The organism is Methylomonas albis (genome assembly GCF_014850955.1).
Classification (GTDB): domain Bacteria; phylum Pseudomonadota; class Gammaproteobacteria; order Methylococcales; family Methylomonadaceae; genus Methylomonas; species Methylomonas albis.
In genome coordinates, this window is the sequence record NZ_JACXSS010000001.1 from 5,140,478 (window position 1) to 5,153,531 (window position 13,054).

The 13,054-nt window shown below is 47.3% G+C and carries 11 protein-coding genes and 1 pseudogene; 8 read left to right on the forward strand and 4 right to left on the reverse strand.

Going from position 1 to position 13,054, the window contains the following annotated elements:
• The first annotated feature begins 1 nt into the window (after window position 1).
• From EBA_RS23250 to EBA_RS23260, 3 genes and pseudogenes are all read left to right on the forward strand, one after another.
• Entirely contained in the window at window positions 2-883 is an 882-nt protein-coding gene (locus tag EBA_RS23250; protein ID WP_192376934.1) for a plasmid partitioning protein RepB C-terminal domain-containing protein, read from the forward strand.
• A 21-nt stretch (window positions 884-904) separates the two neighbouring features.
• Window positions 905-2,293, forward strand: coding sequence for a DUF3987 domain-containing protein (locus tag EBA_RS23255; protein WP_223146730.1), 1,389 nt, complete (start codon window positions 905-907; stop codon window positions 2,291-2,293).
• 271 nt (window positions 2,294-2,564) lie between these two features.
• Window positions 2,565-3,190: pseudogene (locus tag EBA_RS23260) on the forward strand (IS3 family transposase); the annotation flags it as partial.
• Between the two features lie 103 nt (window positions 3,191-3,293).
• Here EBA_RS23260 and pqqA read toward each other — a convergent pair.
• From pqqA to EBA_RS23280, 4 genes are all read right to left on the reverse strand, one after another.
• Window positions 3,294-3,368, reverse strand: coding sequence for a pyrroloquinoline quinone precursor peptide PqqA (gene pqqA, locus EBA_RS24785; RefSeq protein ID WP_192377383.1), 75 nt, complete (start codon window positions 3,366-3,368; stop codon window positions 3,294-3,296).
• A 78-nt stretch (window positions 3,369-3,446) separates the two neighbouring features.
• A complete protein-coding gene (locus tag EBA_RS23270; protein WP_192376937.1) occupies window positions 3,447-4,064 on the reverse strand; it encodes a c-type cytochrome in 618 nt (205 codons plus the stop codon).
• A gap of 35 nt (window positions 4,065-4,099) precedes the next feature.
• Window positions 4,100-4,954 (reverse strand): substrate-binding domain-containing protein, encoded by an 855-nt coding sequence (locus tag EBA_RS23275; RefSeq protein WP_192376938.1) that lies wholly within the window; start codon window positions 4,952-4,954, stop codon window positions 4,100-4,102.
• 34 nt (window positions 4,955-4,988) lie between these two features.
• Window positions 4,989-6,767 (reverse strand): PQQ-dependent dehydrogenase, methanol/ethanol family, encoded by a 1,779-nt coding sequence (locus EBA_RS23280; RefSeq protein WP_192376939.1) that lies wholly within the window; start codon window positions 6,765-6,767, stop codon window positions 4,989-4,991.
• Between the two features lie 758 nt (window positions 6,768-7,525).
• On the opposite strand from EBA_RS23280, the gene EBA_RS23285 reads away from it, so the two are divergent.
• From EBA_RS23285 to EBA_RS23310, 5 genes are all read left to right on the forward strand, one after another.
• Window positions 7,526-8,425, forward strand: a complete 900-nt coding sequence (locus EBA_RS23285) for a hypothetical protein (protein ID WP_192376940.1) — start codon at window positions 7,526-7,528, stop codon at window positions 8,423-8,425.
• Window positions 8,426-8,481: 56 nt separating this feature from the next.
• A complete protein-coding gene (locus EBA_RS23290; RefSeq protein ID WP_192377384.1) occupies window positions 8,482-8,667 on the forward strand; it encodes a KUP/HAK/KT family potassium transporter in 186 nt (61 codons plus the stop codon).
• Between the two features lie 730 nt (window positions 8,668-9,397).
• The gene (locus EBA_RS23300; RefSeq protein ID WP_192376941.1) at window positions 9,398-11,191 is read left to right on the forward strand and encodes a phospholipid carrier-dependent glycosyltransferase; all 1,794 of its coding nucleotides are present in this window, start codon (window positions 9,398-9,400) and stop codon (window positions 11,189-11,191) included.
• A 2-nt stretch (window positions 11,192-11,193) separates the two neighbouring features.
• On the forward strand, window positions 11,194-12,021 hold the full coding sequence (locus tag EBA_RS23305) for a carbohydrate deacetylase (RefSeq protein ID WP_223146731.1): 828 nt from the start codon (window positions 11,194-11,196) through the stop codon (window positions 12,019-12,021).
• Window positions 12,014-13,024: a glycosyltransferase family 2 protein gene (locus tag EBA_RS23310; protein ID WP_192376943.1), complete on the forward strand. Its 1,011-nt coding sequence runs from the start codon at window positions 12,014-12,016 to the stop codon at window positions 13,022-13,024. Before EBA_RS23305 ends, EBA_RS23310 begins: the two co-directional genes overlap by 8 nt.
• The last annotated feature ends 30 nt before the right edge of the window (window positions 13,025-13,054 follow it).

The window sequence follows — 13,054 nt, forward strand, 5'->3', positions numbered from 1 at the left end:
TGTGACAGAATTACCCCTCGGTTTTGAAATGTCACAATTGGTGATTCCGCTTGATCGGATTTTACCTTCTCGAAAAACGCCAGAGGGTTTGCTGAACTCCCGGAAGTTTAAGCAAATTCAATCATCGATTGCCGAAGTCGGCCTGATAGAGCCTTTGACCATCGGCAAGGCTAATAAAGCGACGGGGCACCACATTCTGCTGGATGGCCATATTCGGTTGATGGTGCTGCGCCAGTTTGAATATGACGATGCCCCCTGTCTCATAGCCACTGACGACGAATCCTATACCTACAACAATCGTATCAATCGCCTTTCGACCGTGCATGAACATTACATGATTCGTCGAGCAGTGGAACACGGTGTCTCCCGGGAGCGGCTCGCCATTGCGTTGAACATGGATATCAGTTTCGTGGACAAAAAGCTCAATTTACTGGATGGCTTATGCGCTGAGGTAGTTGAGCTCTTGAAGGACCAGGAATTCTCGGCTTATGTGAGTCCGGTGCTGCGGAAAATGAAACCCATTCGACAATTGGAATGCGTGGAACTCATGGTGTCAGCCAACAATTTGACCGTGCCCTACGCCCAGGCATTGTTGATGGCGACGCCTGACAATTTATTGGTCGAGCCCAGCAAAGCCAAGCGAATCAATGGCGTAACGCCCGAGCAAATCAGCAAAATGGAACGAGAAATGACTAATTTACATGGGCAGTACAAATTGGTCGAGCAAACGTATGGTGAGGTCATTCTAAATCTGGTTCTGGCAAAAGGGTATTTGTCCAAACTACTCGATAACCCACAAGTGTCGCGTTACCTTCGGCTTCATCAGCCTGACGTACTGGCCGAGATTGAAAACATCATCCAGACGGTATCGCTGGATAAATAATGCACATTGTCGGGTACGGCCATGAGCGGGCAAACCATGATTTGCAATACATTACATGACGAACAAGATTTTGTTCCAGCTACGCCTAATCATGACGATTTGGAGATACATCGAAATCCACCTCAACCCGCCGAAATCTGTTTATATGGGTTGGTGGGTGATGTGGCGAGGGCTGGCAGCACGGCCACAGAAACCAATCCTTACGCGATTGCCGCCAACTTCATGGCCTATCTTTCCTGCGCCATTGGCCGTGACCCCTATCTGCCCATTGGTAATACCTGGCATCACGCTAGGCTTTTCGTACTGCATATTGGCCGCTCAGGTCGCGGCCGCAAGGGTGATGCCTTAGCACTGACCATTCGACTAGCGCAGGCGGTGCAACAACTGAAACCAGAGTTTGTACCCCAAATCCATCGCGGTGGCCTGTCCAGTCGCGAAGGACTGGTGGCCCTGATTCACGACGGCTACCGGCAAGGCGGACAAAATATTCCGGCGATTGATGACAAACGGCTGTGGGTGATCGAGTCCGAATTTTCCAATATCCTTCATCACGGCCGGGGCAAAGGCAACACGCTGTCGGCGGCTTTGCGTGATTGCTGGGACGGCATATGCTTGAAACCGGCTACCAAATCCAACCGACTATATGCCAGCAATCCCCACGTTTGCATCAGCGGAGCCATTACACCACATGAATTGATGGCATTGATGACATCCCGGGAAATGACGAATGGTTTGGCTAATCGGTTTTTAATGATTTGGGCGGAACGGTCTGAAATATTGCCATTTCCAAAAGAAACACCCCAGATCACCATAGATGCTTTGGCGTTACGGGTGATGCAGATTCTTGAATTTGCCCGAACCGCCAAGCATGATGATTTCCTACGAATGGACCTGACACCACAGGCACAACGACGTTACGCCCAATTCTATCTGGGCGAACTTAATGATAATAGCGCGGGTAACCGTGTTACATCATTGATGGAACGGCACGCGCCCATGCTATTGCGCATGGCCATGTTGTTTGCCTTAACCGATCTCCAGCTTAACATTGATGTGGAGCATATTGAGGTAGCAATGGCCTGGATTCGGTATACCAATGAATCAGCCAGATATGTTTTTAATAGTGCCAGCGACGAAGTGAAAATCGTGCAAGTTCGACAGATAACCGAACGGATTGTTGAATTTCTTAAAGAAAGAGGACAGGCTAGCCGTCGTGAAATCACCGTGGAATGCTTTCAGAGACACCAAACTAAAGCCGTTATCGACGCAGCCCTCGAGCAACTCCTCAACATGGCTCCGCCGAAAATTAGTATTAAACTGATTCATCGCCCCAAGGAAACACCGGGCATACCGACTAAGATTTATAGATTGGTAGAAGCTGGACCTGCCATTAAAGAAGGATTATGCTAAAAATCGCCGAAGTTGTCGTTTTTCCAGGCCACAACGAACACCACAGTTCGCACACTTCGCGCAGAGTTAGCACTCGCGCAACCCTCCTGAAAACCTCATCAGGCAACACAGTTCGCAAAATTCGCAGGGTTCGCAAAAACTCGTCAATATCGCATTTTATTTATAGTCTAGACACTATTCAACGGGGATTAATCAATCCAGCTCATAAAGAGGCAATATCCGAAATACACGGATAGTTCCTCGACTTCGAAGTAAAATGTGGAACTTAAAATCTCGGCGAATTGGTCGCTTAATGAGGGACGCTGGATTGATGTGTAAAACCAAACGCCGATTTAAAGTCACCACCGACTCCAAGCATGATCTACCGATAGCGCCTAATCATTTGGATCGCCAGTTTACCGTTGATCAAGCAAACCGGGTCTATGCGGGCGATATCACTTATATCCATACCCAGGAAGGCTGGTTGTACTTGGCGGTGGTGATCGACTTGTTTTCTCGCCAGATCGTGGGCTGGTCGATGGCCGAGCACATGAAAACTCAGTGGGTCAACGATGCACTCTTGATGGCTATTTGGAAACACAAGCCCAGCAAAGGCTTGCTCTGGCATTCCGACCGAGGTAGCCAATATGCCTCAGAAAGCCATCGAGCTTTGCTTAAACAACACGGCATTCGACAAAGCATGAGTCGAAAAGGTAACTGTTGGGATAACGCGGTTTCGGAAAGTTCTTTCACACCCTGAAAACCGAAGTGATTCACCAGCAGACTTTCCAGACCCGCGCTCAGGTCAAACAAGCAGTGTTCGAATATATCGAAGTGTTTTACAACCGAGAGCGACTGCATTCCGCCAATGGCTATCTGTCTCCGGTTAATGACGAATTACGGCATCAAGCCGCTTAACCATGTGTCTGGTTTAGTGTTGACACATCACAATAAGGGGGCATCATGGAATGGAATGAATAAAGCGGAGTAACAGGATCTTGTTAGCTCCGCTTGAGTTTGATTAACGGTTGTAGATATACATAGTTACTTCAAAACCAAATCGTAGATCGGCGAAGCTTGGTGTTTCCCATTTCATCTAAATATCCTCATTAAAGTTTTACATCGGAAAATGCGCTAAATCCAAAGATTTAGCACACGTTAAACAAAATCAAAATTACTGACTATCAGCCCAGCGCGCTGGCGGATTGGGAACCCACCAGTCGGTAAAATCAGGCGAGGTCTTGCTGCCTAGTGAATCGACATAAGCCTTCAAGTCCGCCAGATCGTTGGGGCAAAGATACTTTTTGAATGACGGCATTCCACCTTCTTCGCCTTGACTGACGGCTTCCGCCACTTCATCGCCTTCGCCCACCAGACTCGGCCCCATCGTGCCGCCATGGCCGTTACCGGAATGGCAAACCGAGCAATTCAATCTCAGATAGGCTCTGCGTCCATTTTCGATGGCGTCCGCGTTCGCATTGCGGGTGTTACAGTTAAAATTAAAGTTGCTGGGCAGGGTGTAAGCGGTGCCGCTGCCAGAGGTTTGCGTACCCGGCGTCGAGCCACCAGTGCTTCCCGAACTGGTACTGCCGGTACCGCTGCTGCTCCCTGTACCACTGCCGCTTGTGCCGGAACCGCTATCGGAACCACCGCCTTTAGTACTGGTTTTTCCTTCGGATTCGGATGCTTTGTAGGTACTGATGATTCTAGGATCGGCAGTCGCCAGACTTAAAACGGAAGCCAGGGTGATAAATCCCAGCATCTGTTGGATAGTCATAGGTCTAACTTTCATGTTGATAACCTCGTAATTGGATGTTCAAGAGACATTCATTTGAGCGTATCGGCTGCAACTTGGCCGATCATCGGCGCTATCAATGGCACGTGATAAGCCGTCAAAATGTCGTGAATTTTGTAATGCTGTTGTTCCAGAATACCGTCCAGTTTCGCGGCAAAGGCCTGATCCTGCTTTCTGACGCCCATCGATATCTCATAGTCAAAAGGCATGTCAGGCAATTTGGGATCATGAGGAGCTAGGGCAATTTCCAGGCGTTGACCATACGGTTTGGCGTAATAACCCGCGATGGGCCCCCAAACGACGGCTACGTCAATCTCTCCCTTGGCTACGGCGTCGATGATCCTGCCTTGCGGATTTTTGGCTATGCCATCTCCCCACAGGGAATAACCGACGATGTTATCCGTGATACCGCGCAGCGCCAAGGCGCTAGCCGGCGGTGAGTTTGAGCCGTCATTACCGAAACCGTGCAGTCCGATTTTTAATTGTTTCAACAGCGGATCGTCGAACGACGTGATATTCAGATGACGATTGCGCGCAGTGACAAAAACATAACCGGACCAGTAATAAGGCTCGGTAGGCAACACCCGTTCGTAATCATGAGGAACCCCCATGACCAGATCGCATCGCTCCGCACCCAAGGTTTGACGAATAAATCCGTTCCGCTGCCGCTGCCAGGTATAACGCAACTTGGCGTGTAACTGTTCAGCCAGCAATGTAGCGATTTTGTTCTCAAAGCCTTCTTGCTTGCGATTGGAAAACGGTAGGTTGTCAGGGTCGGCACAAACACGCAGCTCCGATTGCGCAACCGCCGATTGGGCCAGAATCAGCAAGCAAACTGCGGGTAGCAGACTCTGCCAGCGATGGCGCTTTAAAAAACTTGTAATCATGCCAATACCTCGACTTGGAATTTAGACAGCCGAGTTAAGGCAGTTTATAGACATGGACCTTGCCACCGGTCTTGGCCGAGCAGGCTCCGCCGCCAAAACCGCCCGCCATGGCGCCAACGCCGCTAAACACCGCGACGCGTTGCTGGTTGTCGGGACCGGTAAAGGTGATCGGGTTACCGACAGTACTGCACTCCATGGTTTTGGACCACAACAGCTTGGGCACGCCATTAACCGCTTGCTCCGGACGGGCATCGATGGCTTTAAAGACTTTGTCTTGGGTGCCGTAAAACACCAGCCCGCCACCCGTGCTGAGCACCCCGCCGTATATGGCCTTGGGCTCTCTCAAGCCAAAGGCTTTCTTACCGGTGGTCACATCCCAGGCAATCAATTCACTGGTATAAGAGGTGTCGGAAGCTGGTGCAATCGCCATATCCATTGCCATGTAAGGCGCACCGTATACGTACTCGGCTTTCAGCATGTGCATGTTCATACACAGATTAAAGGTGGGCATGTAGAACAAGCCGGTTTTTGGCGAGAACGCGCCGGGTTCCCAACCTTTCGCACCCAGGGCTGACGGACAAATATCAAAGGTGGTTTTACCGGTATGAGTCAGCTTGTCTTGATTGACCACAGGACGACCGGTGGTTAAATCTATACTGCTGGCCCAATTGACTTCCGGGATAAATTGGTCGGCCCTGACAATTTCGCCGGTTTCCCGATCTAGCGCATAGGCAAAACCGTTTTTATCGAAGTGCACCAAAAGTTTATGTGCCACACCGTTGATCGTTTGGGTAACCGAAATGTTTTCGCTGTCTGCGTCAAAATCCCAGTTATCATGAGGCGTGGTTTGATAAACCCATTTCACGGCACCGGTATTCGGGTCGCGAGCAAAGATCGACGAACCCCATTTGTTGTCGCCAGGCGCGCGGGCGTCTGGGTTCCAGACACCGGGCTGACTAGTACCATAGAACACGGTGTCGGTTTCTTTATCGTAGGTTAGATATGCCCAGGCTGAGCTGCCACCCTGTTGCCAAGTATTACCTGGCCAGCTTTTTTGACCCAAATCAGTATTTTGACCGGCGGTTGTGTAGGGCAATTTGGTTTGGCTATTGATCAGTACATCCTTATCGGGCCCGGTGTTATAGCCACGCCATAACTCTTTGCCGGTGTTCAAATCCAAGGCCAATACCCAGCCTCTGACGCCCATTTCTCCGCTGACGGTACCGCTAATGACTTTGCCATTGACGATGACAGGCGCGCCGGATGTCGTGACGCCGGAACGCACGTCTGCGGTAGTATTCCGCCAGATTTCCTTGCCGGTCACGGCGTTGACAGCCACCGTGGTGTTATCGAGTAGATTGAACACAATTTTGCCATCGGCATAAGCAGCGCCGCGATTGATGGCATCGCAACAATGCACGCCTTTGGCGTACTTATTGATCTTGGGTACATAGGTCCACAGGACCTTACCTTTGTTGGCCAAATCGTATGCGATCAATTTATTCGGGAAAGGCGTCACGACGTAAAGCGTGGAGCCAATAACCAATGGCTCGCCCATATGACTACCTTTAACCCCGGTATCCACTGAATATTCTTCGGCCAAATCGGCAACATTACCGGTATTGATTTGATCTAGCGCACTATAACGTTGACCATCCGAAGTGCCTCCAGGTGTGGACCAGTCCGTGCCGGCCCGTGCCGATCCTATCAAACATACTGATCCGATTAAGATACTGCTCACTACGTGTTTTAGCTGAAATTGAGACGCTCGCGATGGCCGCTGCTGTCCGCTAAGCCGTTGTTGAATAAGCATCTATGCCTCCTTAGATAAAAAGTTAGATTTGGCATTCCTCTATTCAAAGGAATACCGTCGAAGCCAATGATTATCTAGAGATATTTTGCTGTTAGAGATTGGTATGACCCGGAATTGAAACGAGTAAGTCTGTCCTTAACATAAATATCCTTAGAAAATACTGGCTAGCTCCATTATTGTCCTTGCCCCCGCAACTTTTATTCTACTTGAACAAATATGACAAAAACCCATAATTTAAATTATGTTTTGATTAAAAAAACATGAATTTTCAATTAAAAACACATGAAATATAATTAACGATAAAAAATAATTACCAATTAAATCAACAGGCTAATTGTGAAAAATGGTAAGCAAAAACAACAAGGTGTTCCGAGACCTAATGCTCAATATTAAAAGCCTTACACTGAATAAAATGAAATTTATTCGACTAGATTTTTTGATTTTTATCAAAAAATTACATGAAGACATATGCTAACAACTTATTAAATATTCTTTTTTCTCAAAGATATTTAACCAATTCTTAATGTTGATTTCAGTTTAAATTTATATTGATGTAATACAGTTATTTTGATGTGTTCAGAAGTTAATTAACTCCCACTAATCTATGGCATGTCCGATTAATTTTGAACTTATGTTGTCGTGGTAATCCCGGCATGGAATTACCACGAAAATTTGAAGTTGTTCGTTGTTTTGCTGGGCTGATTGCGGATTTGATCGTCCAGATAATTTGTTACTCACAATTCTAAGGATGCATCCATATGAGATTCTTTACGCTTTTACTCGCTCTGCTGTTCTCGAATCTGGCCCAAGCTCAGCAGCTAACCCTCACATTTCCGGGCAATCTACCAGTCACTCGATCACCCATCAGCACCATTCCAATGTGCGAGGTTCTGGTATCTGGCTATGCTGTTGATGTAACCATGCTGGGTGCAAATCTTGCCGGTACATCAAACACCTGCATACCTGCCAATGTGCTTCCAGCCGTCGATGCGGGCAAAGTGACTGCCGGTAAATACGGTACCAGCCCAGCCGTAGGCGCTCAAGTAGCTATAAACCCGCCTTCTGGGATTACTTTCGATGTTTCGTCGGTTTCCGTTAATGATTACGGCGTTGGGAATACCTTGACCGCATACGCCAACTACCCTGACGGAACTTACTTTACCTATCCTATTCCCTATGCGGCAGGCGTATCGACCGTCACGTTACCGGCGGAATTTGCGGGAATGGTAAAGTTTGAAATTTACAGCTTGAATAACCGAATTGCCGTTGGCGATATTGTGATAAACGATTCGACACCGGTTACACCGGTTCAATACACCGACAACTGGGTAGGCAACGGCATCGGTAATGTTCTGCCGATTGATCCGGGCGCGACCACCGCCAACGGTGGGGTAATTCAGGTAATTCCGTACGGTACAAACAAGGAAGTGGTTTACACCTCAGCCTCCTTGTCCTTCACTTTGCTTAACCCAGTATTTGTTGTCGAAAAATCTAACACGGTACATCCTGGGGTAACCATTGTCACTGCGACGGGTTCCACAACAGATCAGAACGGGACACCAATCACCGTCAGCATTAAGGAAGCTTATCGTCAATACAAGCAGCGTAACCAAATGCACTATGGTTTGACAGGCGGAAATTTGACAGTCGATTATTAAGGCTATGAAGCGGCTGATCATTGAGATCGGCCGCTTTTGTCGATCTGCTTCAACACATGGGTTCTGTTGTGCTGGCTATCACCAACGCAGAAACTCTCTACGCGGACATTGGGTATTTTGTATTGAAGCCTATTCGTCTTGCGTGGTTTATTCCAATTAAATCCGCCAACGACCCCGACCGGCCATCCCCGGTCCCTCATCTGAGCTCGGAAGCGACCACTGCACTGCTCGAATCCAGGTAGCTACCACTCGCACAACTACAGCCCTCATCAGATCTTCAGCCGGAGGTCGCATTGGCTTTGCCGTTATGTGTAGTTCGAAACTATGTTTAGCTTGTTATTTACGTTAAACCCTACAAAATAGCACTTCACCCGCTTTTCTCTAGAAACATTGATCTTATTTCGATTGACGTTTAATGCCTTAACTTTGAGTTTTAACGTCTCATAGACATCATTAACGCTATTACCTTCGGGTTTGAGATAGATTTCTTCGACGAGCTGTTGAACCAAATTCTCCAGCTCTTTAACAATCTGGCGTTTATTTTTTGGGCCCTTCGTATATTTCACTAAAGCGGTAACCGAGCGATCTGCTTTTATCCAGCGTTTCCGCCAGCGATATAGACTGATTGTTGATGGAGGGGCACATCTCCGCTCTCCCGCCGCTTATCTAAATTGGGCTTTTGCCCCATTCGGGGTTCATATAAACCATGCATAAGTAAATTATTATTCTTCGGCCGCCTTCAATCGTTAAGTTTTGTAAAGATTATCCTGTGGCACGGATTTCGCTGTTTCAACTTGATTACTATGGTTTCTAGTGCTTCCAAATAAAAAATAAAACACCAATATCTGCATTCATCGACTCAATACCTAGCTATGAAAGTAAGCCTTAAGCTACCGTTTGATCTGAAATAATAATATTTTTCTTTATAAACAACGGACTTACGTGTTCCTTAAATTTTTTTCATTCGCGCTCGTGGGCGTCGTTGGGACGCTTGTTCATTATTCAATTCTTTATGCCCTAGTCGAGTTTGAAGCTTTTAACCCGGTCATAGCGTCCGGATGGGGCGCCTTGGCGGGTTTGGCTGTGAATTATGTTTTAAATTTCAAGCTGACATTCAATTCTAGTCAGCCTCACACGCAGACTCTGCCTAAATTCACCCTTATCGCATTGATTGGCATGGGTATTAATTTGGCGTTGATGCAAATCTTGGTACCGCGTTTGTTTTACCTCTATGCGCAATTAATGGCTACCGCTCTGGTTTTGCTCTGGAATTTTTTTGCCAATCTGTTCTGGACCTTTGCCATTGATCAACCTCGTCTTAAACGCAACGCTGATCTAGGGTTCTCGATCAGAACACCTCATCCGAGCTTGGCACTGATTTTCCTAATTCTGTTTATTCGTATTGCAACTCTGGGCCTTTATCCGCTTTACGATCCATCGGAATCGCGCTACGCGGAAATGGCCCGCAAGATGTTGGAAACCCAGAATTGGGTAACGCCGATGATTGATTATGGTGTCCCTTTCTGGGGTAAGCCACCTCTAACAATATGGCTGACCTCGCTAAGCATGGAGATTGTCGGCGTAAACGATTTTGCTGCCCGGCTACCGTCTGTATTCTTATCTATTGGTATTGCTTGGGTGCTGTTTCATTTAGCCCATTTGCAGCGGAGCGTCGACTACGCGCGTTCCACGCTTTTAGTTCTGGCCAGCTCCGTGCTGTTTTTTGTCATGTCGGGCACAGTCGCAATGGACCAATGCATGACTTTCGGTGTCACCCTTGCTCTTTCCGGGTTTTGGTTGGCATTAAGGCATCGCGAATCTTTATGGGGTTATGTGTTTTTTGTCGGTCTGGGCATTGGCATGATGGCAAAGGGACCGATTACCATCGTAATTTCCGGACTGACTATTGGCATGTGGACCGCCATTACTGGACGCTGGAACGAGATTTGGCATCGGATTCCCTGGATTAAAGGTACTTTAATAATGCTGGTCATTTCCGCACCTTGGTATTGGTTGGCCGAACAGCGTACGCCGGGGTTTTGGGAATATTTCTTTATTGGTGAACATTGGAAGCGCTTTACGGAGAGCGGTTGGAAGGGGGATTTATATGGTGTGGGCCGCGAACATGCCAGGGGCATGATCTGGCTTTATTGGTTAGCCGCCGGTTTTCCTTGGACTTTGGTTTTGCTGAAGAAGCTAATCAACACGATGCCAGGCAAGGCGACCAAAACTTTTTTCCAAGACAGTGATGGCTGGCAACTGTATTGCCTGTTGTGGATGCTGTCACCGGTCTTATTTTTCACGCTGTCTGCCAACGTCATCTGGACATATGTGTTGCCAGGCCTGCCGGGCTTGGCTTTGTTGGTGGCGGGCTGGGTTGAGCAATCAAAAAAATACCGGGCGGCTCTGACAATGTGTGTGCCCGTATCGTTTTTTGCGTTAGTGCTCATTTACCAACTGCCTGATGTGGAGTTTTATAAGTCGCAAAAACATATTGCCGATGCTTTTCTGCGCGAATCAGGTCCTGATGAGCAACTCATTTATATCAGTGAACGGCCATTTTCCGCCCAATTCTATTTGCCCGGTAAAACCCTGGAATTGACGAATTTCGACGCATTACAGCAAAGCCTACGGCAGGCTAATAGACATTTTTATGTCCTCAATCAGCAGTTATTCGACATGCTCTCCGACGCTATGAAACAGCAGCTTAAGCCGGTCAAAATCGCTGGTCGATACACCTTGTTTGAAACCGTTTCGGCTAATTGATGATGGCTCATTGTCAACCGATTCGATTGATCGTTAACTCTGATGATTACGGTTACTACCCTAGTGTCAGTCGCGGAATCCTTGAATTGGCAGCCGACAACAAAATATCGGCTACTGGCATCCTCGGCAATAGCCCCGATTTAGACCATCAACTAGCTAGATTGCAAGAGGTTCCGCATCTTGATGTTGGGGTTCATCTCAATTTAAGCCATGGGCGCCCTTTAACGGCAGCCATGGCCGATAAGCTAGCGAAACACAATGGTCAGTTCCCCTCGACTTACATGATGAGTTTGATGATCTTGACCGGTCAGGTCGGCGTTAATGACATTCGCAACGAATGGCGAGCACAAATAGAGGCTTGCCGTGGCCGAACTATACGTTTTTTAAATTCCCACGAACACATCCACATGTTACCCGTACTGTTTGCTCTAACACTGGAGCTAGCCCAAGACTATCGGGTGGAACATATCAGGTTAACCAACCCGGAATGGTTGTTACCTATAGAACTAGCCGGGCTGGTAAGAAATACGGTGATGCAATGCCTGACGATGATTAACCGGCTTAGATTCAACGTCCGCACCTTTCCTCTGCTGGGAATCGGTCAAAGCGGAAGGCTCAGCCTGGAATACTTGGCAAGCCGGTTTGCAACACTCAATCCCGGTTGGACATATGAACTAATGTGCCATCCCGGCTATTTCGATGCCACCCATATAACAAATCGCAAGTTAACAAGTTATCACGATTGGGAGGGCGAATTGAGATTGCTGCGTAGCCAGGAAATTCAAAAACTTTATCAAAAATACCGCATTCAATTAAGCCACTATGAGTAACAATATCTTGATTTCGAATAAAGGTCCGGTGCTGAGCGTCGTGGTTCCAGCCTATAACGAAAGTGTGGGCATAGAGAAAGCACTAACCGAGATTATCTCGATTTTATTTAGCTGCAAAGTCGATTGGGAGATTATCGTGGTTGATGACGGTAGCAAAGATGACACCTATCAAAAGGTTTGTCGCCTTGCTCAGTTCGAACCTCGTATCAAAGCCATCTCATTGAGCCGAAACTTCGGCAAGGAAGGGGCAATCTTTGCCGGGCTAGAACATGCCACTGGCGAAGCAGTGATTACCATCGATGCCGATCTTCAGCACCCACCTGTTTTGATTCCGGATTTGTTGGAAAAATGGCAACAGGGCGTGCAAATCGTGCATGCAGTAAAGCGTGCGCGCAGTCAAGAGTCTATGGAAAAGAAGGCCAGGGCCTATTGTATCAATAAACTGATTTCTGGCTTGGGGGGCATAAATATCAATAATTCTTCAGACTATAAGTTACTGGATGCTGAGATTGTCGACATCATTATCCACCAACTTCCGGAACGAGAACGTTTTTATCGCGGATTGACGAGTTGGCTTGGTTTTAAAGAGGAATACGTTTACTTTGATGTCGATACTCGCCAAGGCGATAAAAGCAAATGGTCTTTCTTGGCATTATTGGAATTAGCGATAACCGCGTTGACGTCGTTTACTGTGTTGCCACTGCGTATTGTCACTATTTTAGGGATTACAACATTGGTACTGGGAATTACCGTAGCCAGTGAAGCGATTTGGTCTTTGTTTACTGGTCAAGCGGTATCTGGATTTGCCACAACTATTATTTGCCTGCTCATAATTGGCAGTTTTATTATGATCAGCTTGGGCATTATTGGCGAATATATCGCCAAAATATATGAAGAAGTCAAACAGAGACCACTGTATTTAATGAAAGCAAGCGTAGGCTTCGACGAAAGGATCGCTGAAAAATCATTGAACTCCGAGTATAAACGTAGCGCAATGCGTTAAGTATATATTGATATTTCTGGGGTACTACAT

Coding starts and splice junctions, on each gene's coding strand:
- EBA_RS23285 (WP_192376940.1), top strand. CDS start 7,526: ATGAGATTCTTTACGCTTTTACTCGCTCTGCTGTTCTCGAATCTGGCC.
- EBA_RS23290 (WP_192377384.1), top strand. CDS start 8,482: ATGGGTTCTGTTGTGCTGGCTATCACCAACGCAGAAACTCTCTACGCG.
- EBA_RS23270 (WP_192376937.1), bottom strand. CDS start 4,064: ATGAAAGTTAGACCTATGACTATCCAACAGATGCTGGGATTTATCACC.
- EBA_RS23255 (WP_223146730.1), top strand. CDS start 905: ATGAGCGGGCAAACCATGATTTGCAATACATTACATGACGAACAAGAT.
- EBA_RS23310 (WP_192376943.1), top strand. CDS start 12,014: ATGAGTAACAATATCTTGATTTCGAATAAAGGTCCGGTGCTGAGCGTC.
- EBA_RS23280 (WP_192376939.1), bottom strand. CDS start 6,767: ATGCTTATTCAACAACGGCTTAGCGGACAGCAGCGGCCATCGCGAGCG.
- EBA_RS23275 (WP_192376938.1), bottom strand. CDS start 4,954: ATGATTACAAGTTTTTTAAAGCGCCATCGCTGGCAGAGTCTGCTACCC.
- EBA_RS23305 (WP_223146731.1), top strand. CDS start 11,194: ATGGCTCATTGTCAACCGATTCGATTGATCGTTAACTCTGATGATTAC.